Genomic DNA, 24,582 nt, shown 5'->3' with positions numbered 1-24,582 from the left:
CGGTGACCGTACGGACACCGATCACGTACGGAGACCGCCATGGCAGACCTCCAGCCCCAACTGCACACCAGGACAGAGGTCGGACGGCTCGGCGATCTGCCCAAGCCGTTCCCCGCGGAGCCCTACGACGCCGAGGACGCGCCGTACGACGGCGACGGCGAGGACGCGCCGTACGACGGCGACGGCGAGGACGAGGACGAGGCGTACGACGGCGCGGGCGGGGCGGAGGGCGGCGAGGGCGGCGAGCATGGGCCGGGAGGCGGGGCGGCCGCGACGGATCCCCTCGAGCGGGCCCACGCCCTGCTCGCCGAGCACCCCGTCGCCGACGGCTACAGCGGCCTGCCCTGGGCGCTGCGGCACCTGTCCTGGTACGACCTGGAGGCCGGCGAGAGCGCCGTCGACACGGACGTGCCCCGGATGCGCGAGGGCCACGTCGGCGCACTGTTCTGGTCGCTGCACCTGCCCGACGGGCTGACCGGGGACCGCGCGATCGGCGCGACCCTGGAGCAGCTGGACCTGATCGAGAACGTCACGCGAGCGCACCCCCAGAGCCTGCGCCCGGCCCGCACCGCCGGTGAGCTCACCGACGCCCGCCTGTGCGGCCGGGTCGCCGTCGTGCCCGGCCCGGCCGGCGCCGCCGGCCTCGGCGACTCCCTCGGCATCCTGCGCGCCCTGCACTCGCTGGGTCTGCGCGTGCTGACCCTGTCCGGCGCGTCATGGGCGAGTGAGGCCGGGCTGACCCGGTTCGGCGAGGAGGTGGTGCGGGAGATGAACCGGCTCGGCGTCCTCGCCGACCTCTCCGGCGCCTCCCCGGAGACCGTGCGCCGGGCCCTCGTCGTCTCGAAGGCGCCCGTGGTGTTCACCCGCTCCGCCGCCCGCTCCCTGCGCCCCCACCCGGCCAACCTCACCGACGACCTGCTGGCCGAGCTGGGCGCGGCCGAGGGGGTGTGCATGGTGCCGCTGACGGCCGAGCAGACCGGCCCGAGCGTCCGGGACGTCGCCGATCACCTCGACCATGTCCGCGCGGTCGCCGGACCGGCCTGCGTCGCCCTGTCCGGCACGTACGACGCGGGCACCGCCCACCCGCAGGAGCTCGGCGACGCATCCTGCTACCCGCACCTGATCGCGGAGCTGCTGCGCCGCGACTGGCCGGAGACCGACATCGCCCTGCTCACCTGGGGCAACGTCCAGCGCCTGCTGCGCAGCGCCGACTTCACCGCCCGCGCCGCCCAGCAGCGCCGCGAGCCGTCGACGGCGACGATCGGCGAACTGGACGGCTGACGCCCGCCGGAACGGGACGGCCGACGGCCGCATCGACGCAGGCGCCGGACCGGCCGACGAACGCACAGACGCAGGCGCCGGACCGGGCGCCGCTGACGGCCGGGCTCAGGAGTGCTCGATCCGGCAGAGGCAGAACGGATGCCCGGCCGGATCGGCGTACACCTGGAAGTCCTTCTTCTCCCGGTCCTCCAGGTCCAGCGGGCGCGCCCCCAGCGACAGCACCCGCTCGTGGGCCGCGTCGATCTCCTCCCACGTCGATCCGGCGTCGAAGTCGAGGTGGAACTGCTGGGAGTCGCGGTCCGCGCGCGGCCACTGCGGCGGGGCGTACCCCTCCGCCCGCTGGAAGGCCAGCCGCGGCCCGCCGGGAACCTGCAGGACGACCCAGTCGGGGTCCTCCTCCACGGGCGTGCCGCCCGTCACGCCCGCGTAGAACCGGGCGAGTGCGCGCGGGTCGGGGCAGTCGAGGACGACGGAGCGGAAGCGTGCCACGGTCACAGGGGTCCTCCCGGTCAGCAGGCGCAGAGGCAGAACGGGTGCCCGGCCGGGTCCGCGTAAACCCGGTAGCTCCGCGAGCCGTCCCCGGCGTCCAGCACCTTCGCGCCGAGCGCCAGCACGCCCTTCTCGGCGGCGTCCAGGTCCGGGACGCTCAGGTCGAGGTGGAACTGCTGCGAACGGTCCGGCGCGGGCCACTCGGGAGCCACGTGCCCGGGCGCGGCCTGGAAGGCCAGCGTCTGACCGCCGGGCGTCCTCAGGTCCACCCAGTCGTCGTCGCCCTCCACGGTGCCGCCCAGCACCTCGGCGTAGAAACCGGCGAGGGCACGGGGGTCCGGGCAGTCCAGTACGACGGCGCCGAGTTCGGCGAGAGCCATGGCTTCCTCCTAGAGACGTGGTCACCAGCGGCGTTACCTGCAATGCCGGGTAACCGGTAACCGTTACTGCATGCTGCCGCATAAGGGGTAACCTCGCAAGCGGTTTACCGGGAGGTAGCGTGCAGGCATGAGTGCGAGATCGGCTGCCCCGGGGAGCCTCGCCCTGGTCGAGTCCTTGGTGAACACGCTGGACATCCGGCCGGGCGCCGACGCGCTCGACACGGCGGAGGGCCGCGCGCGCTTCTCGCTCACCGAGGACGACGTCCCCGCGGCGCGCGAGCTGCGCGAGTCGCTGCGGGCCGCGCTGCTCGCCCACGCGGGCCACCCGCCGCACGCCCCGGTCACGCCCCTGGGCGACCTGCTCGCGTCGGCCCCGCTGCGCGTGACGGTCGACGCCGCCGACGGCGCGGCCGCCCTCGCCCCCGTCGACGGCGCCTGTCTGCTCTCCCGCGTCGCCGCCGCCGTCGCCGAGGCCCTGGTCGCTGGCACCTGGCAGCGGCTGAAGGCGTGCGAGGCCGAGGACTGCCACTGGGCGTACTACGACCGCAGCCCCGCGGGACGCGGGCGCTGGTGCTCGATGCAGTCGTGCGGGGCCCGCGCGAAGATGCGCCGGTACCGGGCCAGGTAGGGCCCGCCGGGCCGTTCCCCGGCCGGGGGCGGGGCCGGTGGTGCAGAATGCAGCAGGACGCCGGTTCGGCCGACTGAGCCTCGGCCGAACCGGCGTCCGTCTCCGGCTCGTTACGCGGTGGGCCGCCCCATCGCGCGGTACGTCCAGCCGGCCTTGCGCCACAGCACCGGGTCGAGCGCGTTGCGCCCGTCGAGGATCAGCCGCGCCGCCGCCACCTCGCCCAGCTCCGCCGGGTCCAGCTCCCGGAACTCCCGCCACTCCGTCAGGTGCAGCACCACGTCGGCGCCCCGCACGGCCTGCAGCGCGCTGTCGGCGTACCCCAGCGTCGGGAAGAGCCGGCGGGCGTTGTCCATGCCCTTCGGGTCGTACACCGTCACCTGGCCGCCCTGCAGGTGTATCTGCCCGGCGACGTTCAGCGCGGGGGAGTCCCGCACGTCGTCCGAGTCGGGCTTGAAGGTGGCGCCGAGCACCGCGACCCGCTTGCCCAGGAACGGGCCGCCCCCGAGCTCCTGCCGCGTCAGTTCCACCATCCGCCCGCGCTGGCGCATGTTGATGGAGTCGATCTCGCGCAGGAACGTCAGCGCCTGGTCGGCGCCGAGCTCACCGGCCCGCGCCATGAACGCCCGGATGTCCTTCGGCAGGCACCCGCCGCCGAACCCGATCCCGGCCCGCAGGAACTTCCTGCCGATCCGGTCGTCGTACCCGATCGCCTCGGCGAGCTTGGCCACGTCGCCGCCCGCGGCCTCGCACACCTCGGCCATGGCGTTGATGAAGGAGATCTTGGTGGCGAGGAAGGAGTTGGCGGAGGTCTTCACCAGCTCCGCGGTGGGGAAGTCGGTGACGACGAACGGCGTGCCCCCGGCGATCGGCGTCGCGTACACCTCGCGCAGCAGCCGTTCCGCCCGCTCGCTGCGCACCCCGGCCACGATCCGGTCGGGACGCAGCGTGTCCTGCACCGCGAACCCCTCGCGCAGGAACTCCGGGTTCCACGCCAGCTCGGCGTCCTCCCCGGCGGGCGCGTGCTCGGCGAGGTAGGCGGCGAGCCGGTCGGCGGAGCCCACCGGCACCGTGGACTTGCCGACCACCAGGGCGGGAGCGGTCAGATGCGGGGCGAGGGAGGCGAACGCGGCCTCGACGTACGCCATGTCGGCCGCGTACTCGCCGTGCCGCTGCGGGGTGTTGACGCACACGAAGTGCACGTCGCCGAACGCGCCGATCTCGGCCCAGTCCTGGGTGAACCGCAGCCGCCCCGAGGAACCCTCGAAGCCGGCCACGTGCTGCTTCAGCAGCTCCTCCAGGCCCGGCTCGTACATCGGGGTCTCGCCGCGCTGGAGCATGGCGATCTTCTCGGCGTCGACGTCCAGCCCCAGCACCTCGAACCCCAGCTCGGCCATGGCCGCGGCGTGCGTGGCGCCGAGATAGCCGGTACCGATCACGGTGATCTTGAGGGCCATGGGGTGCTCCAGGAGGCGACGGCGGTGGGACGGCGGTGATCCGGGCCTGAGCATAGTCGGGGGAGGCGGCGGGCAGTTTTCCCGCTGTCGCCAAGCTCACGTACCCCTGGCGTCCGCGGACCCCTAAAATTTGTGTTACTTAACGGTAATTAGCGTCGGCAACGCAGCGTTTTGGAGCGTGAACACCTTGGCCGGATCGGCTGACTTCGACCTGTACCGCCCGTCCGAGGAGCACGACATGCTCCGCGACGCCGTCCGCTCGCTGGCCGAGGCGAAGATCGCGCCGTACGCCGCCGCGGTGGACGAGGAGGCCCGCTTCCCCCAGGAGGCCCTCGAGGCCCTGGTGGCGAACGACCTGCACGCCGTGCACGTGCCCGAGGAGTACGGCGGCGCGGGCGCCGACGCCCTTGCCACGGTCATCGTGATCGAGGAGGTGGCCCGCGTCTGCGCGTCCTCCTCCCTCATCCCCGCGGTGAACAAGCTCGGCTCACTGCCCGTCCTGCTCTCCGGCTCCGAAGAGCTGAAGAAGACGTACATGACCGCGCTCGCCAAGGGCCAGGGAGGCTTCTCGTACTGCCTCTCCGAGCCCGACGCCGGCTCCGACGCGGCCGGCATGAAGACCAAGGCGGTCCGCGACGGCGACCACTGGGTCCTCAACGGCGTCAAGCGCTGGATCACCAACGCGGGCGTCTCCGAGTTCTACACGGTGATGGCGGTCACCGACCCCGCCAAGCGCTCCAAGGGCATCTCGGCGTTCGTCGTCGAGAAGTCCGACGCGGGCGTCTCCTTCGGCGCTCCGGAGAAGAAGCTCGGCATCAAGGGCTCGCCGACCCGCGAGGTCTACCTCGACAACGTGCGCATCCCCGCCGACCGCATGATCGGCGAGGAGGGCACCGGCTTCGCCACGGCGATGAAGACCCTCGACCACACCCGCATCACCATCGCCGCGCAGGCCCTCGGCATCGCCCAGGGCGCCCTCGACTACGCCAAGGGCTACGTCCAGGAGCGCAAGCAGTTCGGCAAGCCGATCGGCGACTTCCAGGGCATCCAGTTCATGCTCGCCGACATGGCCATGAAGATCTCGGCCGCCCGCGCCCTGACCTACCAGGCCGCGGCCGCCTCCGAGCGCGGCGACGCCGATCTGACCTACCTGGGCGCAGCGGCCAAGTGCTTCGCCTCGGACGTCGCCATGGAGGTCACCACGGACGCCGTCCAGCTCCTCGGCGGCTACGGCTACACCCGCGACTACCCGGTCGAGCGCATGATGCGCGACGCCAAGATCACGCAGATCTACGAGGGCACGAACCAGGTCCAGCGCATCGTCATGGCCCGCAACCTTCCCTAGCGGCCCCCGGCACGGTCGCAGTACAGCCCCCGGCACCGCGCCGGGGGCTGTGTCGTGCCTGGAGGAGTGGTCAGCCGGTCGTCAGCCGGTCGTCAGCGTGGCGTCGTCGATGACGAAGCCGGTCTGGAGGCTGGAGTCCTCCGTCGCCGTGAAGGTGAGCGTGATCTGCCGGCCGAGGTACTGGCTCAGGTCGAGGGTGCGCTCGGTGTAGCCGGTGGCCGCGTCGGCGTTGGAGTACGTCTGCCTGGTGGTCCCGTCGACCTGGACCTTGAAGGTGTCGTACGCCGTCGTGCCGGACTCGGCGGTGTCGATGTGCAGCCAGTACTTCAGGGTCGCCTTGGTGCAGCCCGCCGGGACGGTCACGGTCTGGTTGACGGTGTCGGTGGCGGCGTAGCCGTAACCGGCCAGCCAGGCGTAGCGGGTGCCGGAGTGCGCGGACTGGCCGCTGAACGAACCGATCGCGCCGGTGTCCCCGGTCCACGGCGAAGTGCCGTTCTCGAAGCCGCCGTTGGAGATCACCTGGGAGACGGTGCAGCCGCCCGCGCCGTTGACGGTCAGCGTGTACTGCGCGGTGTGCGTGGTGGTGCCGGTGCCGGTGAGGGTGAGGGCGTACGTACCGGGCGCCACCGAGGAGCCGACGCCGATCGTCGCGGTGGACGAGGCGCCGGAGGTCACCGAGGCCGGGCTGAAGGAGACGGTGGTGGTCAGCGAGGTGCCCGGGTCGGCGCTGCCGGAGGCGGGGCTCGCCGCGATCGAGAAGTCGTTCGCGGGGACGGTGTCCGAGACGGCCTGCGCCCACAGCGTGTAGGCGACGCCGTCGGCGCTGCGGTTCAGCCCGGTGACGTTGATGTTGGCGGTGGTGTCGCAGGAGGAGTGGTAGCAGCTGTCGTACGCGGCGCCCGCCGTGCCGCCCCACTTGGCCGCCTGCGCCGAGGTCTTGCGGGCGCTCGCGCCCATGGCGTAACCGGACGTGGGGACGCCGTAGTTCTCGAAGGAGTAGTCGTCGCTGCGGCCCGCCCCCTCGGTGTTCTCCTCGGGCTGGAGGTTCAGCGAGTCCCAGTACGCCTTCATCGGCGCGGCGGCGGTCGACGTGATGTGGTTGATGAAGTAGCCGCCGTTGGGCGAGGCGACCATGTCGAAGTTGTAGTACGCCTTGATCGCCGAGCGCTGCGCGGAGGTCAGCGAACGGACGTAGAAGTCCGAGCCGTTGAGGCCCTGCTCCTCGTCCGTCCACCAGCCGAAGCGGACGCGCGCCGCCATCGCCGGGTTCGTCTCGGCGAGCTTCAGCGCGACCTCCAGGAGGGTCGCGCTGCCGGAGCCGTTGTCGTTGATGCCGGGTCCGGCGGAGACGCTGTCCAGGTGCGAGCCGAACATGTACACCTTCGACGAGTCGCCCTGGGGCCACTCGGCGATCAGGTTGGGTCCGGCGCCGCTCGCGCAGCCGGAGGTGCAGGCCTGCTCGGTGACGGTGTAACCGGCCGCCTGGAGCTTGCCCTTCACATAGGCGACCGAGTCGCGGTAGCCCTGTCCGGTCGACTTGCGGTTGCCGCCGTTGCGGTCGGCTATGGCGTTCAGTTCGGTCAGGTGCGCCTGGACCTTGGTCACGTCGATGTCGGGGGCGGTCGCGGCGAGGGCGGCCGGCGCCGAGAGCGTCGCGGCGCGATGGCCTTCGGAGGCCGGCGCGGCACTCGCGGGGAGCGCGGCGAGGCCCAGTGCGGCGGCCAGCAGGAGGCCGGTCAGGGACAGGCCGGTCGGGGAGAGTCTTCGAAGCACCGTGTGTCCTTTGTGAGGTGGCAGTAAGCGGGAGGCGGGGCGTGGTGGTGCCCCGCCTCCCGCCCGATGCGGAGTCGGCTCGTGGTGAGTAGCGGCGTCCTACAAGCATGCACATGTCAAGCGAAACGCCAAGCCCCAGGCCGAGAGTCCTGTGGGATCCGGGGTGTGCGGGGTGTCGTTTCTGGGCGGTGAACACCTGGTTCGGGTGCTGTGTGCGTTTACGGTGCGGAATGTTGGGGTCCGCCCGATGGCGTGTCGCGTTCGGCGGGCGTAGGACAGAGAGGCACGGGACCCGTCCGGGGTCCCTTCGTCCTCCAGGAGGAGCCATGACCCAGCCCGGAACCGCCGGCACCATGAGCAAGGAGATGCAGGACTGCGTCGAGGCCTGCATGGCCTGCCACAGCGTGTGCGAGGAGACGATGAGCTCCTGCATGCAGATGGGCGGCCAGGCGCAGATGCAGATCATGCGGGCGCTGATCGACTGCTCCGAGATGACCCGCATGTGCGCCGACATGATGATGCGTCGCTCGCCCATGGCGGCCGAGATGTGCGCGCTGTGCGCCAAGGCGTGCGACATGTGCGCCGAGGCGTGTATGTCCATGCCGGACGACGCCCAGATGACGCGCTGCGCCGAGGCGTGCCGCCGCTGTGCGCAGATGTGCCGGACGATGGCGGGCGCCACCATGTGACGACCGCGCGACCACGCGTCCGCGGACCGGCGTCACCCGAACAGCGGCTCCAACGCCCGTTCCAGGTCCGCCGGTTCGCGGAAGTGGAGGGAGTGCATGCCGACCGCGGCGGCCGTCGCCGCGTTCTGCTCGTCGTCGTCCACGAACAGGCAGCGGCCGGGGCGGACGCCGGCCAGGGAGGCGGCCAGGCGGTAGATGCGCGGGTCCGGCTTGGCGAGTCCGACGCGGGCGCTGTTGACGACGTGGTCCGCGAGGTCGGTCAGCCCCAGGGTGGCCAGGTCGTCCTCCAGCCGGAGCGTCGCGTTGCTGACCAGCACCAGCGGCACGCGGGTGCGCGCCCGGCGCAGCAGCGACACCACGGCCGCGTCGGCCGCGAACGGCGACTCCAGCAGGGCCGTGCCCAGCTCCCACGCCGTCGCCTCGGGCGCCAGTCCCGTCAGGCCCTCGGCGATCGACCGCGCCCACTCCTGCAGGTCGGTGTGGCCCAGCAGCACCGGCTGCACGGTCTCCGGCGCGAAGGCCACCTTCATGGTGGTGCCCTCGGCCAGTCCGGCGGCGCGCTCCAGGGCGTGCAGCGCGGAGGAGTCGTAGGACCGGATCACGTTGTCGACGTCGCAGAGCACCGCGTCGAACGGTGCTCTGCCAGGCAGGTCACTCACTCGAGACCGTGACCTTCTCGTCGTTGTTCAGCTGGTTCACGAGCGTCTTCACCTTGGCCTTGTCCCAGACGAGGTTGCCGCCGACCGAACCGGATATCGGCATGTTCATCGAGGTGCCGTCGCCGCCGCTGACGCCCTTCATCGCCCAGAACATGGACGCCAGGTCCCACAGGCCCATGTCCTTGTCGACGATGAGGGAGTCCAGGCCCGCGCCCATCGTCGGGTACAGCTTGAAGGGGTTCAGCACCGTCGAGGGGGTCGCCACCTGGTGGGCCAGCGCCGACAGGAACTTCTGCTGGTTCTTGGTGCGCTGCAGGTCGGAGGTGGCGAAGGCGTGCCGGGTCCGCACGAAGGCCAGGGCCTGCTCGCCGTTCAGCGTCTGCTTGCCGGCCGCGAAGTCGGCGCCGGAGTACTTGTCCTTGAAGCCCTTGTCGATGTCTATCGTCACGCCGCCGACGGCGTCCACGATGTTCGCGAAGCCGGCGAAGCCGATCTCCACGTAGTGGTCGATGTGCAGGCCGGTGTTGTACTCGATCGTGCGCACCAGGAGCGTCGGGCCGTCGAACGCGTAGGCCGCGTTCAGCTTGTTGGCGCCCAGCGGGCCCTTGATCTTGCCGGACTCGGACCCGCGGAACGTCGGGATCGTGACGTTGGAGTCGCGCGGCAGCGAGATGAGCGTGTCGCCGTTGTCGCCGACGTGCAGGATCATCATCGAGTCGGTCCGCTTGCCCTCCGCGGAGCCGGTGTGCAGCTTCTTCTTGTCCTCGTCGGACAGCCCGGCGCGGCTGTCCGAGCCGACGATGAGGTAGTTGGTGCCCTTGCCGGCCTCGGGGCGGTCGATGACCTTGGACAGGTCGACCTCGCGGTTGAGCTTGGAGTCGGCCCAGAAGTAGGTACCGACGGTCGTCACCACCAGCACCACGGAGAGGGTGACCGCCGTCCACTTGATACGGCGGCGCCAGTCGGGACGGGGGCGCCCGCCGCCGGTACCGCCCGGCCCGCCGTAGACATGGCCGGTGTTGTAGCCGCCGTCGTAACCGCCGCCGTCATGGCCGCCGTCCTGGGCGCCGCCGTATCCCTGGCCGTCGATGTACGTCGGCTGCTGCGGCACCCCGCCGTAGGGCGGGGAGGCGGGGCCGGAGCCCTGGTACGGGCCCGAGGCGGCACGGCGGACCTGCCGCATCACACGGGCGCTCTCGGGCTGTGCGCTCGCGCTGCCGCGACCGTACCGGTCGCCGCGGTTCTCGTCGGACCATCCCTCGGGCCAATCGTTCATGGGCCCAAGTGTGCAGGGCGGGGCAGTGGTCCTTACAAGGGTCGTCGGAAAATCAGGGCCCCGCTGTTGCCAACCCGACACAAAGTCCGCGGATGGCACCGCGGCATAAGGTGGAGGCCATGACAGATCAGGCCACCGCCCCGGAAGCGAACAACCAGGGCATACCGGGTAAGCCGACCTCCGCTTCCCGTACCACCCTCAGCCACATCATGACCCACAACGACACCAACCTCCTGGGCACGGTGCACGGCGGTGTGATCATGAAACTGGTCGACGACGCGGCCGGCGCCGTAGCCGGCCGGCACAGCGGCGGGCCCGCCGTCACCGCGTCCATGGACGAGATGGCGTTCCTCGAGCCGGTGCGCGTCGGCGACCTCGTCCATGTGAAGGCCCAGGTCAACTGGACCGGCCGGACCTCGATGGAGGTCGGCGTGCGGGTGCTGGCCGAGCGCTGGAACGAGTCCGCCCCGCCGACCCACGTCGGCTCGGCGTACCTCGTCTTCGCCGCCGTCGACGCCGACGGCACACCGCGCCGCGTACCGCCGGTGCTGCCGGAGACGGACCGGGACCGGCGCCGCTACCAGGAGGCCCAGATCCGCCGCACCCACCGCCTGGCCAGGCGCCGCGCCATCCTGGAACTCCGCGAGAAGCGCACGGCGGAGGGCTTCACGGAGTGAGCCCGCGGCGGGACGGGCGACCGTCGGTCACGGGCACACCACCTCGTCGCCCGTCACCACCGCGCCCTGCCGCTGCGGGGCGTCCTCGCCGCGGACCTCGCGGACCTCGTGCGAGTCGGCGCCCGCGATGACCTTCAGGGTCGCACCGAGGCCCTTCGTCGGGCGCAGCCGGCTGCCGGGCAGGGCGGCCGCCAGCGACCGGGCGGAGCGGTCCCAGCGGGGGTCGAAGGCGACGACCGTCCGCCGCAGCGAGCGCTCGGCCGCGTTGGCCGGCGCCCCGGTGGTCCGGAACCCGGTCCGCGCCAGCGCCGCGTCGACGCGCCGGCCCAGGCCCGCCGTGCCGGTGCCGTTCTCCACCTGGACGCGGATCTGCTGCGGGGCCACCTCCACCCGCATCGCCCGGCTGGGCGGCCGGTGCACGGTGAGCGGCCGGTCGTCGCGCAGCCGGGCGAAGAGCGCGTCGGCCTTGGCGGTGTCCCACTTCAGGGTCGAGCCGTAGCCCTTGACGAGGTATCCCATCCGGCCGATGGGCACGGTCGTGAACTCCGAGGAGGAGGGGGAGAAGTCGCGCATGGCCCGGCCGAGCTCCAGCAGTTCGTCGGTGCCGAAGCCCTTGTCGGCCCGCACCGAGCCCAGCACCGCCCGGGTCACGTCCCGGAACTTCATCGGGTTCAGCAGCACCCCGGAGGAGGTGGCCCGGTCCACCAGCGCCGCCAGGAACCGCTGCTGGCGCTTCATCCGGCCGAGGTCGGAGGCGCCGTCGACGTGCCGCGAGCGGACGTACTGCAGCGCCTGACCGCCCCCCAGGGTGTGCGTGCCGGCGGGCAGGTCCAGGCCGGTGTAGGAGTCCTTCAGGGGCCCGGCGGTGCAGATCTTCACCCCGCCCACCACGTCCACCGTCTTCATGAAGCTGGTGAAGTCGACCTCCAGGTAGTGGTCGATCTTCACGCGCGTCATCCGCTCGACCGTGCGCACGGTCAGGTTCGGACCGCCCTCCGCGTACGCCGCGTTGATCTTGATGGGGCGCGGGGGACGCCCCCCGGCGGAGGGCAGCTCGGCGTAGGAGTCGCGCGGCAGGCTCACCACGCTGGCCCGCTCCCGGTCCTCCGAGATGTGCACGATCATCAGCGTGTCGGTGCAGTGACAGGGGGCGCCGCCCAGGTGGTACCGGCGCCGCTCCTGCTCGGTGATCCGGTCGCGGCCATCGGTGCCGACCAGCAGGACGTTCATGCCGTGACCGGCCGGCGGACGGTTCTTCATGTCCTTGAAGGGGTCGACCCGGGCGATGTCCTGGTCGAGGCTGGTGACCATCGCGTGTCCGATGCCGGCGGAGGCGAGCACGACGACGGACAGCGTGGTCGCCGCCCGCATGGTCCAGCGCGGCTTCTTCCGCCGTACGGGCGGAAGCGGTGCGCGCGACCGCGGGGGTCGCCGCGGCGGACGCGGGAGCGGCGGCTGCGGGCGGCGCTGCGGGCGGACCGGGGCGGCGGACCGAGGCGGCGTGGGCATGGGGACACCTCCGGGCGGCGGCCGTACGTGGGATGTATGAGCACCGTAGGCCGATACGATCTTCCGCCCGCGGCGGCGCGCAACCGTGTCCCCCGTTCGCGGTAACGTAACGGGCGATGAACGCCAACCCCGACGTGCGGCTGCCCGCCGTTTCTGTGATCATGCCCGTCCTCAACGAGGAGCGGCATCTGCGCGGAGCCGTCCAAGCGATCCTCGCGCAGGAGTACGCCGGCGAGATGGAGGTCGTGATCGCCCTCGGTCCGTCCACGGACCGCACGGACGAGATCGCCGCCGAGCTCGTCCGCGAGGACTCGCGCGTCCACACCGTCCCGAACCCCACCGGCCGCACGCCGGCCGCCCTGAACGCCGCGATCAAGGCGTCCCGCCACCCGGTCGTCGTCCGCGTCGACGGGCACGGCATGCTCTCGCCGGACTACATCGCGACGGCCGTGCGGCTGCTGGAGGAGACCGGCGCGATGAACGTCGGCGGCATCATGCACGCCGAGGGCGAGAACGACTGGGAGCACGCGGTCGCCGCAGCGATGACGTCGAAGATTGGCGTCGGTAACGCCGCCTTCCACACGGGCGGCCAGGCGGGCCCGGCCGAGACCGTCTACCTGGGCGTCTTCCGGCGCGAGGCGCTGGAGCAACAGGGCGGCTACAACGAGGAGTTCATCCGCGCCCAGGACTGGGAGCTGAACTTCCGCATCCGGGAGGCCGGCGGGCTGATCTGGTTCTCGCCGGAGCTGAGGGTGTCCTACCGGCCGCGGCCGAGCGTCAGGGCGCTGGCCAAGCAGTACAAGGACTACGGGCGTTGGCGGCACGTCGTCGCCCGGTACCACGAGGGCTCCATCAACCTGCGCTACCTCGCCCCGCCCACGGCGGTGCTGGCGATGGCGGCGGGCCTGGTGACCGGGGTCGTCCTGACCCCCTGGGGCTTCGTCGTCCCCGGCGGCTACCTCGCGGCGATCCTGCTCGGGTCCGTCCCGGCCGGCAAGGGGCTGCCGCTGAAGGCGCGGGTGCGGATACCCGTGGCCCTCGCGACGATGCACATGTCGTGGGGGTGGGGCTTCCTGACCAGCCCCAAGTCACTGGCGAAGAAGGTCATCGCCTCCCGGCGCCCCGCGGTGCTCGCCGCCGACTGACCGCGGCGCCCGCGGTGCCCGGCCTCCGACCTAGCGCGGCGCCCGCGGTGCCCGGTCTCCGACCTAGCGCGGCGCCCGCGGTGCCCGGCCTCCGACCTAGCGCGGCGCCCGCGGTGCCCGGTCTCCGACCTAGCGCGGCGCCCGCGGTGCCCGGTCTCCGACCGGGCACCGCGGACCGCTCGGCGGCCCGCCCGGACTACCAGGTGTAGTCCGGGTTGACGTGCATGCACTGCTTCTTGTCGGACCCGTTGATGGCCTGCGCCGAGTCCGGGATCGAGTCGTCCTCCTGCCCGGCGGTGTACTTCGTGCCCGAGCGCCAGTCCGCGCCGACGATCAGGGTGACCCCGGACACGTCCGTCGACTTCTCCACCGACGACAACGGGATGCCGAGCGCCTCGGCCACCCGCTGGGCGTCGCCCTCCAGGTCCGCGTTCGGGTAGCGGACCACCGTGGTGTCCTCGCCGGCGCCGGCCGAGGCGTCCGCCGCCGCCTGCGTGAAGCCCTCGCCCACCAGCAGCCGCGCGATGTCGGACGCCCGCCCGGCGACCGGTGCCTCGATGTCGGTACGGGTGCCGTTCCGCACCTGCACCGCGATCTCGTCGTCCGCCGCGGCCGGGTCCGAGGACTTCTTGTCCTTCGCGGACTTCTTCTTGTCCTCGCCGTCGAGCGCGATGTCCTCGCGGACCAGCCGGAACAGCTTCGCCGCGTCACCGGGCCTGGGCACCACCCGGCCGCTGTCGTTCGCCGAGTACTGCCACGGCATCGTCGTCATGGTGATGCGCTTGGTGGGGACCTTCTTGAGCTCCTTGCTCAGGTCGTACAGCTTGGTCACCGTGCCGAGGCCGTCGTCGACGGTCAGCGCCTCGGTGGCCGTCTCGGCGAGCTTGCGCAGCTTGTTCGGGCTGCTGAGCGTCGCGTTCTCGCGCAGCTGGCGGACCATCGCGTTCATGTACTGGTGCTGGGCGCGGGCGCGGGCGATGTCGGTGTTGTCCTCGAAGCCGTACCGGGTGCGCAGCCACTGCAGGGCCTGCTCGCCCTTGATGTACGTCGTGCCCTCCTCCAGCTTCAGGCCCGAACCGTGGCCGGTGGAGGTGTGGGAGTAGATGTTGGCGTCCACGCACACCGGCACGCCGCCGATCGCGTCCGCCATCGACACCACGCCCGCGAAGTCGATCATCATGAAGTGGTCGATGTGGATGTCGGTGAGCTTCTCCCAGGTGGCGACCGTGCAGCCCGGCCCGCCACGGCCCAGCGAGTCGTTCGTCATCGCCTGCGTGAGCGCCCCGTAGACCTTGCCGCTGTCGGGGTCGGTGCACTCCGGGATGTCGACGAGCGTGTCGCGGGGCATGCTCACGACCGACATGTTGGTGCGGTCCGCCGACAGGTGCAGCAGCATCTGGACGTCCGCGCGCGGGGCGGTGTTGTAGGTGTCCTTGGCGCCGCCGAGCTTCTGGTTCTCCTTGCTGTTCCGCGCGTCCGAGCCGATCAGCAGAATGTTCAGCGGGGTCTGCCCGGCCGCGTTGGCCTTGGGCTTCGCCGCCCTGTCCTTCGCGTCGCCGATGTTGAGGTCGTCCTTCTTGATGTTGCCGTTGAGATGCCGGTAGTAGAGGTACCCGGCACCCGCGGTGCCCAGTATCACCACCGCCAGGACCATCGCCGACCAGCGCAGGACGCGCCGTCTGCGGCGCGGCCGGTCACCGTCGGGGCCCGCTTCGCGCCGCCCGCCGCCACCCCGGCCGCGCCCGGCCGGCGTGTCCTGGTCCTGGTCCTGGTCCTGGTCCTGGTCCCGCGGCGTGAGGGACATGGTGTCCTCGACCGCGGGGACCTCTCCGCGCACACTGCTACGCGTCAACTCCCTGTCCTTTCCACCCCTGCGCCGGCATCGCGCCGTGGATCACCGAGACCGCTCGGTCGGGAGCGTGTGCGGGCCTCGTTTCCACCGTGGGACGTGGGACTGCCCGGGGCTCTCGGACGTGAGCGCGCCTCATCATTCTGCAGCCGGTTAGGAGTTCGCTGTGGGTCACCGGGCGGAGGCCGGATCCCCGTGCGTACCGGCCTCGACACGAGCACGCGTCGTCGCACACGTCTTCTGCACCGATTTCCCCTGCTTTCAGCCCGATCGGGCATGCCAGAACGCCACGGCACGGCTCAGCCGTACGTCCTGGAGACACACGACGGGCCCGTGAGGTTGCGCTGCTACCAGCGGTAGGGCGCGTACACGTCCATGCAGGGGCTCTTGTCCGAGCCGTTGATGGCGTCGGTGCCCTTGGGCAGGTCGCCCGCCTCGGGCGTGGACTGCTTGGGATACACGGTGCCCGTACGCCAGTCGGCGCCGACCACGACCGTGACCCGGGAGACGTCGGTCGACCGTTTCACCGAACTCAGCGGGATCCCCAGCGACGTGGCGACCCGCTGGGCGTCGCCCTCCAGGTCGGCGCTCGGGTAGCGCACCACCGTCCGGTCCTCGGACAGGCCCGCCGTGGCGTCCTTGGACGCCTGCGTGAACCCCTTCCCCACCAGCTCCTGGGCGATCGCGCCCGCGCGCCCGGAGACCGGGCCGAGCGTGGCGGTCCCGGTGGCGTTCTGCACCGTGATGCCGATCTCGCCGTCGGGCACCGAAGGGGCCTTGGTGGGCTTGTCCTTCGAGGTCTTCTTCTTCGAGTCCGACTTCTTGCCCTTGTCGTCGAGGGGCACGTCGTCGCGCAGCATCCGCCACAGCTGCTCGGCGCTCGCGCCGTCCGGCACGACGTGGTCGGCGTTGCCCGGGTCCGGGACGTTCGGCATCGTCACCGAGGTGATGCGGTCCGTGGGCACCGACTTCAGCTGCGCGCCCAGGTCGTAGAGCTTCTTGACGGTGCCGATCTCCTCGGAGACCGACAGGGACTTGGTGGCCGCCTCGGCGAGGTCGGTCAGCCGGCCGGTGTCGGTGAAGACGTTCTGGTCCTTGAGCTTGCGGATCATCGAGTTCAGGTACATGTGCTGGGCGCGGGCCCGCATCAGGTCGCTGCCCCAGGCGTGCCGGGTGCGCAGCCACTGCAGGGCCTGCTTGCCCTTGACCTCGTGGGTGCCGGCCGTCAGCTTCAGACCGGAGCCGCCGGGCACCGCGGCCGTCGGGCGGTCCCACACGTTCTGGTTCACGCACACGTCGACGCCGCCGACGGCGTCGGCCATCCGCACCACGCCCGCGAAGTCGATCGTCATCCAGTGGTCGATGTAGACCCCGGTGAGGTTCTCCCAGGTGGCCAGCGTGCAGCCGGCGCCGCCGCGGGCCAGCGAGGTGTTGATGATGTCGTTGACCGCCGGGTACACCTTGCCCGTCTCGGGGTCGGTGCACTTGGGGATGTCGACGCGGGTGTCGCGCGGGATGCTCACCATCGCGGCGCTCTTGCGGTCCGCGGACAGGTGGATGAGCATCTGCACGTCGCCCAGCGGCGGGCTGCCGCGGTCGTACCGGGCGCCGCCCAGTTTCACGTTCTCGTCGGAGTTACGGCTGTCCGAGCCGATCAGCAGGATGTTGAGCGGGGTCTGCCCGGCCGCGTTGGCCCCGGGCTTGTGCGCCCTGGAGTCGCCGCTGTTGCGCTGGCCCTTGTGGAGGTTGTCGTTGAGGTGCTGGTAGTACAGGTATCCGGCGCCGGCCGTGCCGAGTATCAGCACCGCCAGAGTGGTCGCCGACCATCTCAGCGCCCGCCGCCCCCGCTTCGGCGCGCCCCGGCGGCGTCCACCGCGCCCCGTGGCCCCCGTGTCGGAGCTGCCGGATCTGCCGGAGCCGTCCGCCTCCCGCGTGCTCCCCTCCCGGGTGTCCCCCCGGCCGTCCGAAGCCCGCGGAACGCCCCCTCGCGTTCCCTCCCCACGCACACCGCTCTGCGCCATTCCCCCGCCTTCCCCAGCCGCACCCCGTCGAACGGGCCTGTCGTACGTCCTGTTAGACGCACGACAGGCGCGTCACGTCACTTGGCGCACTCAACCTTGTCGGCCGTCGTCTTGTTGTCGACGTCCGGCGCCTTGGCCGGCGCGGAGTACGACTTCCCCGCCCCCGGGAAGTCCTTGCCCAGGGTCAGCGTCATCGCCGGCAGCCCCTGGTCGTTGGTCACGCTCTTGCCCGGCTTCATCTGCGCGCCGGACAGGCCGAGGATCGCGGCCAGCCGCCGTGCCTGGTCGGCCTGGTCGGGGGCGTACTCGAGGGTGGTCTTCGCCTGTTCGCTGCCCGCGTTGCCCGCGTTCTCGGACTTCAGCACGCCCGCGTCGTTCTGCAGGTAGCTGAGCTCGGCCTGCGCGCTGCCGGACTCGGCACCGCCGTTGAGGATCCGCACCCGCACCTCGGAGGCGGCGGACTTGGTGCCCTTGAGGCGGGCGGCGACGGCGGCGGCCTCCTTCTTCTTCTTGGCCTTGACCGCGGTGAAGGAGACGTCGTTCTTGATCGCGTCGAACACCTGCTGCGCCGCGCCCGGCCTCGGCACGACGGTCACCTTCACCGTCTCGGCCGGGTTGTCGTCCACCGGCACGGTGGTGAACGTCAGGTTCTTCGGGTTGAGCTTGCCCAGTTCCAGGCCGAGGTCCTTCAGCTTGCCGATGCTGTCGAGGTTGGAGTCGACGGTCAGCGCCTTGGTGCCCGCCTCGGCGACCTTCATCATCTTCGTCGGGCTGGTGAGCGTGTCGTTCGACTTCAGCTTCCGCATCAGCGCGCTGAGGAACTGCTGCTGCAGCGTGATCCGGCTCAGGTCGCCGCCGGTGCCGACCGCGTGCCGGGTGCGCACGAAGGCGAGCGCGGTCTCGCCCTGGATGTGCCGTATGCCCTTCTTCAGGTTCAGGTGCGAGTCGGGGTCGTTGATGTCCTTGCCGAGGCAGACGTCCACCCCGCCCACCGCGGTGGTCAGCGTCTTGACCGCGTTGAAGTCGGCGACCATGAAGTTGTCCGGCTTGATGCCGGTCAGCTCGGTGACGGTCCGCGCGACGCAGCTCGGCGTGCGCTCGTCCTGGCCGAGGCTGGTGTTGAAGCGGACGCCCGTCGTGCCCGCGATGACCTTCTCGGTGCCGTCGGCCAGCTTGGTCGGGCAGTCCGGGATGTCGGTGATCAGGTCGCGGGGGATGCTCAGCGCCGTCGCGTTCGAGCGGTCCTTGGAGACGTGCAGCAGGATCGTGGTGTCGGCGTGGCCGACGCTGTCCTTGTCGCCGTACTTGTCGTTGCCCTTGCCGGTGCGTTTGTCGGTGCCGATCAGCAGGATGTTGATCGCCTTGCCCTTGCTGAAGCCACCGGTGCTCGCGCCGTCGTCGGAGACGGACGTGATGTTGTCGTTGAGGTGCTTGATGTACAGGTAGGCGCCGCCCGCCGCGGCGACCAGCACGAAGGCCATGGTGCCGCCGGTCCACAGCACCACCCGCTTGGCCTTGTTCTTCTTCTTCGCCGGGCGGCGGCCGCGCCGGCCCGGCAGCGGCTCCTCGGGCTCGCTCCGCCGTCTGCGCGGGGCGGGGACGTCCCGTCCGGGGGCGCGCTCGGGGGCCGCCGTACGGCCCTCGGCGCCCCGGCCGTCGGCGCCCCGGCCGTCGGTGCCCCGGCCGTCGGCGCCCCGGCCGCGCGTGCCACGACCGCCCGCGTCGGCGGGAGCCGATCTGCGGGGACCGGGAACCGATTGCGCTCCGGAAGGGGTCAGTCGCAATTCGTATTCGCCGGTGTTCGGATTGAGTACCCACTGGTCTGCGGGGTCAATGTTGTCCGCCCGCCCACGGCCTTGCGCGTCCACGGTTGTCCGAATCCTCCGTCAGGGCCACGCGGCGCCTTCCCCCTCAAAGACGCTCGGGTCTCGGTCACTAGTGCCAGGCCCCGGGGGTGTCCTCGTGGCCGGATGATGCACCGGATCGCTCACACTATCCGCCCGGCTCGGCATGGAGCGACGACGGTGACAAATTCCACGTCCCTACAACTGGGCAATCCGCCCATTTCTGTGGACTTTCTTGACACGGCTGTTCGCTGACTTGGCGTTCGCTTTACTCGCAGGTCTGCTCGACGGCTGTGTTCCCGCGGAACGCGGGTGGGGAGAAGCGCCGTCCTCGGGGTAATCGTGCGAGGGGGCATGCGTGTCCGGGCCCGAATCGGCCGGTGGGGTCGCGGAGGAACGGGCGGTCGAATTGGGAATTTTTGTGGCGGAATGCTGGGTAATTTCCTTGCCGACCGTCACCGGCGCGTCCCCGCGCAGCCGTTCGAACGGTTTCTCCGCCTCGGGTTCCACGAGCCGGTCGCGGTCGGCGTCATGGACGCACGGCGTCCGCGGCGGCCAGGAACCGCATCTGCTGTGGGGAGATGTCGTGCAGAACCGCCGCCGGGACGCGGGGTGCGCGCGGTGCCGGTCACGCCGGGTCCGCCTGGGGGCGTGCGAGCGTGCTGGTCCCACGACCATGCCCCGGAGAGGGTCCCGACGGCGGCCGGTGCTGCCCCGGACGGGTGGGCCGCACCCGCCCGGTGGCCCCGGTCAGCGGCGTACGACCGTCACCCGCTCGCTCTCCACCCGCTTCGCCAGCGCCTCTTCCTCCAGTCGCTCCAAGTTCCGGCACAGCACCACCGACCCCCCGGTCGCGAGCGGCGCGTACAGCCCCGCGTTCAGCCCCTCCCAGGTGTCGTACGGCAGCCCGGACAGCAGCCGCGAGCCGGGCCCGGTCAGCCCCAGCCCCGGTGCCTCCGCCGCCGCCCGCTCGACCACCTCGGCCGCGCTGAACTCCCGCCCGGCCACGATCAGCGCGGGCTCCTCGGGGTCGACCGGGACGAACGGCGCGAACCGGTCGCCCTGCCCCGGCGCCTCGACGGCGTAGTCGGCGAACCCGGCCGGCGGCTGCGGGAACCGCCCGCCCAGCGGCCGCAGCGCCAGCGCGACGCGCTCCCCGCCGCACGCCCGCGCCCGTTCCAGCGTGTCCGGCCCGCTCACCACGACGTCGGCCGCCGCCGGGTCCCCGGCCACGTCCGCGACCACGCCCACCGAGGCGCACGCCAGCAGCCACACCGCGGTCTGCCAGTGCGCGGGCAGCAGCAGCGCGACCCGGTCGCCGGGCGCGGCGGCGAGGTCGCCCTGGAGGAGGTTGGCGGTCTTGGCCACCCAATTGGCGAAGGTGGCCACGGACAGTTCGACCCGTTCTCCCGTGGCGTCGTCGTAGAACGTCACCAGGGGGCGTCCGGGATCCGCGGCGAGCGCGGAAGACAGCAGGTCGGCGGGGGTGCGGTCGCTGGCGTTCACCCGGGCAAGCGTACGCGTGCGCCGGGCCCGGCACCGGGCGGCGGGGCCACCGGTTCGGGGGAACGGCAGCCGACGGCCCGTCAAATCCCAAATGGACAGGTACTGGTTGATCTGTTCAATATCCGGAGCATGCGTGGATTCCTTGTTTCCTCCATCGGCGTCACCTGCGCGGCCGCCCTCGCCCTCCCGCTCACCCCGCCCGCGGCCGCCGCGCCGGGCGGGCCGGCACCGGGCGGTGCGGCGCCCGTGCCGGCCGCCGCCCGGTCCGCCGCCTCCGAGCCCGCCGCCCGGTCCGGCGCCTCCGAGACCACCGCCCGGTCCGGCGCCTCCGAGACCTCCGACCTGCCAGGCAGCACCCAGTCCCTGCGCCTGTTCCCCCTGGCCCGCGGCCGCGGCTCGGCCACCTCCGCCCCCGCCGCCGAGCAGGGGCTCGGCCGCCGCCACGTACGGCACTTCTCGCTGGTCGGCGTCGTCTGGGACGACCCGGACACCGACCTGCACGGCCGGGTCCAGGTCCGCACCCGCGCCGCCGGCACCGGCGCCTGGTCCGGCTGGCAGGCCCTGCAGACGCACAGCGACGACGCGGCCGACCCCGGCACCGCCGAGCGCGCCTCCGGCCGCGTCCGCGGCTCCACCGCGCCGCTGTGGGTGGGCGACTCGGACGGCGTGGAGGTGCGCGTCCGGGCGGAGGGCGCGCCGCGCGCCGGAGAGACCGGCCGTGGCTCCCACGCCGAGCCGGGCGCCTCCCCGCTGCCCTCGGGCCTGCGCCTGGACCTCGTCGACCCGGGCGACGCGTCCCCCGCGCGCGGGGCCGCCCCGGCCGTGCACCGCGGCGCCCCGGCGGCTGCCCGCCCGCTCACCGGACCGGCCGTCGCCGCCTCCGCCGCCAACGCCGGACTCGCCCCGCTCGGCGCCACCGAGATCCCCGCGCTGGACAGGGCCGCCACCGTGCGGGAGATGTCGGCGCTGCGCGCGGGCGGGCTGACGTCGACTCAGCGGGCGAAGCCGTACATCGGGCCGCGCCCGAGGATCGTCACCCGGCGCGGCTGGGGCGCGGACGAGGGGCTGCGCGAAGGGGGGTTCGTCTTCACGAAGAAGGTGAAGGCCGCCTTCGTGCACCACACGGCGACCGGCAACGGGTACAGCTGCTCCCAGGCGGCCTCCGTCATCCGCGGCATCTACCGCTACCACGTCCGCAGCATGGGCTGGCGGGACATCGGCTACAACTTCCTCGTCGACAAGTGCGGAAACATCTACGAGGGCCGTGCCGGAGGGGTCGCGAAGCCGGTCATGGGCGCCCACACCCTCGGCTTCAACAGCAACAGCATGGGGATCGCCGTCCTCGGTACCTTCGGCTCGCACAAGCCGCCCGCGGCCGCGCTGCGGGCCATCGCCCGGCTGACGGCGTGGAAGCTCGGCCTGTGGGGCGGCAATCCGCGCGGCAAGACATACCTGAAGTCCGCCGGTGGCAATCTCTACCGCAAAGGAAGGAACGTACGACTGAATGTGATCTCCGGCCACCGTGACGGCTTCCTGACGGAGTGTCCGGGCCGGCAGCTCTACCGCAAGCTCGGCACGGCCCGCTCGACCGCGGCGCGCTACCAGGGGCGTTAGCCGAGCGGGTCCGGGCGGGTGCCGGAACCGCGGCAGGCCGTACGGCCGTCGAAGGCGTCGCACGACGGTCTGCACACACTGGCCGGCCGAAGGACAGTTCGGCCGGTCCCGGCAGGAAGCAGAGACGACAGGTGACAGAAGCGATCCTCCTGGTCGGCGGCAAGGGCACGCGGCTGCGGCCGCTCACCGTGCACACGCCGAAGCCCATGGTCCGGGCGGCCGGGGTCCCCTTCCTCACACACCAGCTGGCGAGAGCGAGAGCCGCCGGCGTCGAGCACATCGTCCTGGCCACCTCCTACCTGGCCGAGGTCTTCGAGCCGTACTTCGGCGACGGCTCGTCTCTCGGCCTCCACCTCGAGTACGTGACCGAGGAGGAGCCCCTCGGCACGGGCGGAGCCATCCGCAACGTCGCCTCCCGCCTCCACTCCGGCCCCGACGACCCGGTCCTGGTCTTCAACGGCGACATCCTCACCGGCCTCGACATCCGCAGGCTGGTCGCCGCCCACGAGACGACCGGCGCGGACGTCTCCCTGCACCTGACGAAGGTCACCGACCCACGCGCCTACGGCCTGGTCCCCACCGACGGCACCGGCCGCGTCCTGGCGTTCCTGGAGAAGCCGCAGACCCCCGAGGAGATCGTCACCGACCAGATCAACGCGGGGGCGTACGTCTTCCGCCGCTCGGTCATCGACACCATCCCGTCCGGCCGCCCGGTCTCGGTGGAGCGCGAGACGTTCCCCGACCTGCTGTCGGCCGGGGCGCACCTGCAGGGCATGGTCGACTCCACGTACTGGCTGGACCTGGGCACGCCGGCCGCCTTCGTGCGCGGTTCGGCGGACCTGGTCCTCGGCCGCGCCCCGTCGCCCGCGGTCCCCGGCCGCTGCGGGGACCGCCTGATCCTGCCGACGGCCAGGGTCGCCCCCGACGCGAAGCTGACGGGCGGCACGGTGGTGGGCGAGGGCGCGTTCGTGGCGGAGGGCGCCCGCGTCTTCGGCTCGACGATCCTGCCCGGCGCCGTGATCGAGCCCGGCGCCGTCGTCACCGACTCGCTCATCGGCACCCGCGCCCGCGTCGGCGAGCGCTCCGTGCTCACCGGCACGGTCATCGGCGACGGCGCGGTCGTCGGCGCCGACAACGAACTGCGCGACGGCGTGCGGGTGTGGTGCGACGCGCGGATCCCGGCGGGGGCGCTGCGCTTCTCCTCGGACCGGTGAACCCGGACGGGCGCATCAGCCCGTCCGGCGTTCGAGGACGAGGCCGTTCAGGCCGATGCGGGGGTGCGGCCCCCGCCCCGAGGCTGTGACGCGGGCGCGGCCCCCGCCCTGGGAGGCTGTGACGCCGGCGTAGCCCGTGTCACAGCCTCCCGATGTCCCCCCGCGGCATCCGCGGCGCCCGCCTCGGCGGTGTCCGCCCGCTCAGCAGGATCAGCCGGGCCGCCCGGTGCCGCTGCCCCGCGTACGGCTCGAGCAGCTCCAGCATCACCGAGTCGTCCGCGTCCCGGTTCCCGGCCAGCGCCCACCCCACGATCCCCGGCAGGTGCAGGTCCCCCACGGTCACCGCGTCCGGCGCCCCATGGCTGCGCTGCACCGTCTCCGCCGACGTCCACGGCCCGATCCCCGGTACGGCCTCCAGCCGGGCCCGCGCGGCCTCCGGCGCCATCCCGGCCGCCTCCTCCAGCCGCGCGGCGACCCGCACGGCCCGCAGGATCGTCGACGCCCGCTTGTTGTCGACCCCGGCGCGGTGCCACTCCCAGGACGGGATCAGCGCCCACGTCCGCGGCGCCGGCATCACCCACAGCCGGCCGCCCGCCGCGGGCCCCGGCGCCGGCTCGCCGTACTTGCGCACCAGCAGCCGCCAGGCCCGGTACGCCTCGTCGGTGGTGACCTTCTGCTCCAGGACCGACGGGATCAGCGACTCCAGCACCAGCCCGGTCCGCGTCAGCCGCAGCCCCGGCCGCCGGTGCCGCGCCAGGGCCACCACGCGGTGCCGGGGCGCGAAGGCGTCCGGGTCGTCCGCGGCCCCGAGCAGCTGCGGCAACTGCTCCAGCAGCCACTCGGCCCCCGGCCCCCACGCCTCCCCGCGCACCTCGCCGGCGTGCGCGGTCACCCGCAGCGTCCCCGGCCCGGCCGGGGTCTGACTGGCCCGCCACACGGACCCGTCGGGCATCGCCCGGAACGTCGGATCGGCCGGCCCGCGCCGCAGCGGCCCCAGCACCAGGCCGAGGTCCAGCGGCCCGTCCGGCACCACCGTCCGTACCCGCCCCGCAGCGGCGGCGGGGCGCGGCGCCCCGGCGGGCGCGGGCACGGCGACATGCCCGCCGCGCACCGTCGTACGCGTGGGCCGGGGAGGCCGGGGAGCGAAACGTCCTGCCACGAATGAAGTCCCGGGATGTCGGAGGGGCCCTACGAGGGTAGACGCACCCGGCGACCCGCACCGCACCCCG

Annotated in this window: 20 protein-coding genes; 8 read left to right on the top strand and 12 right to left on the bottom strand. The window is 72.4% G+C overall.

The genetic code is table 11. The features are described from left to right. Nucleotides 1-39: 39 nt before the first annotated feature. Nucleotides 40-1,281 carry a dipeptidase gene (locus ACH4ZX_RS30055; RefSeq protein WP_398279468.1) on the top strand — a complete coding sequence of 414 codons (1,242 nt, stop codon included), beginning with the start codon at nt 40-42 and terminating at the stop codon, nt 1,279-1,281. A 105-nt stretch (nt 1,282-1,386) separates the two neighbouring features. Here ACH4ZX_RS30055 and ACH4ZX_RS30050 read toward each other — a convergent pair whose 3' ends face one another. Beyond that, the gene (locus ACH4ZX_RS30050) at nt 1,387-1,770 is read right to left on the bottom strand and encodes a VOC family protein (RefSeq protein WP_398279610.1); all 384 of its coding nucleotides are present in this window, start codon (nt 1,768-1,770) and stop codon (nt 1,387-1,389) included. Between the two features lie 20 nt (nt 1,771-1,790). Continuing rightward, complete coding sequence (locus ACH4ZX_RS30045; RefSeq protein ID WP_398279465.1) at nt 1,791-2,150, bottom strand: VOC family protein; 360 nt, start codon at nt 2,148-2,150, stop codon at nt 1,791-1,793. A gap of 127 nt (nt 2,151-2,277) precedes the next feature. Between ACH4ZX_RS30045 and ACH4ZX_RS30040 the strand changes: the two genes are divergently transcribed. Further along, nucleotides 2,278-2,778: a CGNR zinc finger domain-containing protein gene (locus ACH4ZX_RS30040; RefSeq protein WP_398279462.1), complete on the top strand. Its 501-nt coding sequence runs from the start codon at nt 2,278-2,280 to the stop codon at nt 2,776-2,778. A gap of 110 nt (nt 2,779-2,888) precedes the next feature. Here the strand turns inward: ACH4ZX_RS30040 and ACH4ZX_RS30035 are convergent, their stop codons facing one another. Next, the gene (locus ACH4ZX_RS30035) at nt 2,889-4,232 is read right to left on the bottom strand and encodes a UDP-glucose dehydrogenase family protein (protein WP_398279459.1); all 1,344 of its coding nucleotides are present in this window, start codon (nt 4,230-4,232) and stop codon (nt 2,889-2,891) included. Nucleotides 4,233-4,419: 187 nt separating this feature from the next. On the opposite strand from ACH4ZX_RS30035, the gene ACH4ZX_RS30030 reads away from it, so the two are divergent. Then, the gene (locus ACH4ZX_RS30030) at nt 4,420-5,577 is read left to right on the top strand and encodes an acyl-CoA dehydrogenase family protein (RefSeq protein WP_398279456.1); all 1,158 of its coding nucleotides are present in this window, start codon (nt 4,420-4,422) and stop codon (nt 5,575-5,577) included. An 81-nt stretch (nt 5,578-5,658) separates the two neighbouring features. On the opposite strand, the gene ACH4ZX_RS30025 is transcribed toward ACH4ZX_RS30030, so the two are convergent. Continuing rightward, on the bottom strand, nt 5,659-7,350 hold the full coding sequence (locus tag ACH4ZX_RS30025) for a M28 family peptidase (protein WP_398279453.1): 1,692 nt from the start codon (nt 7,348-7,350) through the stop codon (nt 5,659-5,661). A gap of 326 nt (nt 7,351-7,676) precedes the next feature. On the opposite strand from ACH4ZX_RS30025, the gene ACH4ZX_RS30020 reads away from it, so the two are divergent. Next, complete coding sequence (locus ACH4ZX_RS30020) at nt 7,677-8,039, top strand: four-helix bundle copper-binding protein (RefSeq protein WP_398279450.1); 363 nt, start codon at nt 7,677-7,679, stop codon at nt 8,037-8,039. A gap of 32 nt (nt 8,040-8,071) precedes the next feature. Here the strand turns inward: ACH4ZX_RS30020 and ACH4ZX_RS30015 are convergent, their stop codons facing one another. Both ACH4ZX_RS30015 and ACH4ZX_RS30010 read right to left on the bottom strand, forming a co-directional pair. Beyond that, nucleotides 8,072-8,698 (bottom strand): HAD-IA family hydrolase, encoded by a 627-nt coding sequence (locus ACH4ZX_RS30015; RefSeq protein WP_360758735.1) that lies wholly within the window; start codon nt 8,696-8,698, stop codon nt 8,072-8,074. After that, nucleotides 8,691-9,974: an LCP family protein gene (locus ACH4ZX_RS30010; RefSeq protein WP_398279447.1), complete on the bottom strand. Its 1,284-nt coding sequence runs from the start codon at nt 9,972-9,974 to the stop codon at nt 8,691-8,693. Before ACH4ZX_RS30010 ends, ACH4ZX_RS30015 begins: the two co-directional genes overlap by 8 nt. Before the next feature lie 119 nt (nt 9,975-10,093). Here ACH4ZX_RS30010 and ACH4ZX_RS30005 point away from each other — a divergent pair, with 119 nt between their 5' ends. Further along, nucleotides 10,094-10,651: an acyl-CoA thioesterase gene (locus tag ACH4ZX_RS30005; protein ID WP_398279444.1), complete on the top strand. Its 558-nt coding sequence runs from the start codon at nt 10,094-10,096 to the stop codon at nt 10,649-10,651. Between the two features lie 27 nt (nt 10,652-10,678). Here the strand turns inward: ACH4ZX_RS30005 and ACH4ZX_RS30000 are convergent, their stop codons facing one another. Beyond that, nucleotides 10,679-12,022, bottom strand: a complete 1,344-nt coding sequence (locus ACH4ZX_RS30000) for an LCP family protein (RefSeq protein WP_398279441.1) — start codon at nt 12,020-12,022, stop codon at nt 10,679-10,681. Nucleotides 12,023-12,276: 254 nt separating this feature from the next. On the opposite strand from ACH4ZX_RS30000, the gene ACH4ZX_RS29995 reads away from it, so the two are divergent. Continuing rightward, nucleotides 12,277-13,305 carry a glycosyltransferase family 2 protein gene (locus tag ACH4ZX_RS29995; RefSeq protein WP_398279438.1) on the top strand — a complete coding sequence of 343 codons (1,029 nt, stop codon included), beginning with the start codon at nt 12,277-12,279 and terminating at the stop codon, nt 13,303-13,305. Between the two features lie 196 nt (nt 13,306-13,501). Here the strand turns inward: ACH4ZX_RS29995 and ACH4ZX_RS29990 are convergent, their stop codons facing one another. The 4 genes from ACH4ZX_RS29990 to ACH4ZX_RS29975 form a co-directional block, all read right to left on the bottom strand. Further along, nucleotides 13,502-15,157: an LCP family protein gene (locus ACH4ZX_RS29990; RefSeq protein WP_398279435.1), complete on the bottom strand. Its 1,656-nt coding sequence runs from the start codon at nt 15,155-15,157 to the stop codon at nt 13,502-13,504. A 344-nt stretch (nt 15,158-15,501) separates the two neighbouring features. Beyond that, on the bottom strand, nt 15,502-17,175 hold the full coding sequence (locus ACH4ZX_RS29985; protein ID WP_398279432.1) for an LCP family protein: 1,674 nt from the start codon (nt 17,173-17,175) through the stop codon (nt 15,502-15,504). A gap of 77 nt (nt 17,176-17,252) precedes the next feature. Continuing rightward, nucleotides 17,253-19,043, bottom strand: a complete 1,791-nt coding sequence (locus ACH4ZX_RS29980) for an LCP family protein (protein WP_398279429.1) — start codon at nt 19,041-19,043, stop codon at nt 17,253-17,255. A gap of 726 nt (nt 19,044-19,769) precedes the next feature. Beyond that, nucleotides 19,770-20,525, bottom strand: a complete 756-nt coding sequence (locus ACH4ZX_RS29975; protein ID WP_398279426.1) for a TIGR03089 family protein — start codon at nt 20,523-20,525, stop codon at nt 19,770-19,772. Between the two features lie 129 nt (nt 20,526-20,654). On the opposite strand from ACH4ZX_RS29975, the gene ACH4ZX_RS29970 reads away from it, so the two are divergent. After that, nucleotides 20,655-22,139: a peptidoglycan recognition protein gene (locus ACH4ZX_RS29970; RefSeq protein ID WP_398279423.1), complete on the top strand. Its 1,485-nt coding sequence runs from the start codon at nt 20,655-20,657 to the stop codon at nt 22,137-22,139. A gap of 131 nt (nt 22,140-22,270) precedes the next feature. Beyond that, complete coding sequence (locus tag ACH4ZX_RS29965; protein ID WP_398279420.1) at nt 22,271-23,353, top strand: sugar phosphate nucleotidyltransferase; 1,083 nt, start codon at nt 22,271-22,273, stop codon at nt 23,351-23,353. 139 nt (nt 23,354-23,492) lie between these two features. On the opposite strand, the gene ACH4ZX_RS29960 is transcribed toward ACH4ZX_RS29965, so the two are convergent. Continuing rightward, on the bottom strand, nt 23,493-24,512 hold the full coding sequence (locus tag ACH4ZX_RS29960; protein WP_398279417.1) for a DNA-3-methyladenine glycosylase family protein: 1,020 nt from the start codon (nt 24,510-24,512) through the stop codon (nt 23,493-23,495). Nucleotides 24,513-24,582: the final 70 nt, after the last annotated feature.

The organism is Streptomyces sp. NPDC020490 (assembly GCF_044335305.1).
Taxonomy (GTDB): domain Bacteria; phylum Actinomycetota; class Actinomycetes; order Streptomycetales; family Streptomycetaceae; genus Streptomyces.
The sequence above is the reverse complement of the archived record's forward strand: the minus strand, read 5'-3'. Positions and strand labels throughout refer to the sequence as shown.

What these genes read in the sequence shown, in the direction of transcription:
- ACH4ZX_RS30000 (WP_398279441.1), bottom strand. Translation starts at nt 12,022, where the DNA reads ATGCGGGCGGCGACCACGCTGTCCGTCGTCGTGCTCGCCTCCGCCGGC.
- ACH4ZX_RS30055 (WP_398279468.1), top strand. Translation starts at nt 40, where the DNA reads ATGGCAGACCTCCAGCCCCAACTGCACACCAGGACAGAGGTCGGACGG.
- ACH4ZX_RS30010 (WP_398279447.1), bottom strand. Translation starts at nt 9,974, where the DNA reads ATGAACGATTGGCCCGAGGGATGGTCCGACGAGAACCGCGGCGACCGG.
- ACH4ZX_RS30040 (WP_398279462.1), top strand. Translation starts at nt 2,278, where the DNA reads ATGAGTGCGAGATCGGCTGCCCCGGGGAGCCTCGCCCTGGTCGAGTCC.
- ACH4ZX_RS30035 (WP_398279459.1), bottom strand. Translation starts at nt 4,232, where the DNA reads ATGGCCCTCAAGATCACCGTGATCGGTACCGGCTATCTCGGCGCCACG.
- ACH4ZX_RS29970 (WP_398279423.1), top strand. Translation starts at nt 20,655, where the DNA reads ATGCGTGGATTCCTTGTTTCCTCCATCGGCGTCACCTGCGCGGCCGCC.
- ACH4ZX_RS29995 (WP_398279438.1), top strand. Translation starts at nt 12,277, where the DNA reads ATGAACGCCAACCCCGACGTGCGGCTGCCCGCCGTTTCTGTGATCATG.
- ACH4ZX_RS30020 (WP_398279450.1), top strand. Translation starts at nt 7,677, where the DNA reads ATGACCCAGCCCGGAACCGCCGGCACCATGAGCAAGGAGATGCAGGAC.
- ACH4ZX_RS29985 (WP_398279432.1), bottom strand. Translation starts at nt 17,175, where the DNA reads ATGGCGCAGAGCGGTGTGCGTGGGGAGGGAACGCGAGGGGGCGTTCCG.
- ACH4ZX_RS30005 (WP_398279444.1), top strand. Translation starts at nt 10,094, where the DNA reads ATGACAGATCAGGCCACCGCCCCGGAAGCGAACAACCAGGGCATACCG.
- ACH4ZX_RS30045 (WP_398279465.1), bottom strand. Translation starts at nt 2,150, where the DNA reads ATGGCTCTCGCCGAACTCGGCGCCGTCGTACTGGACTGCCCGGACCCC.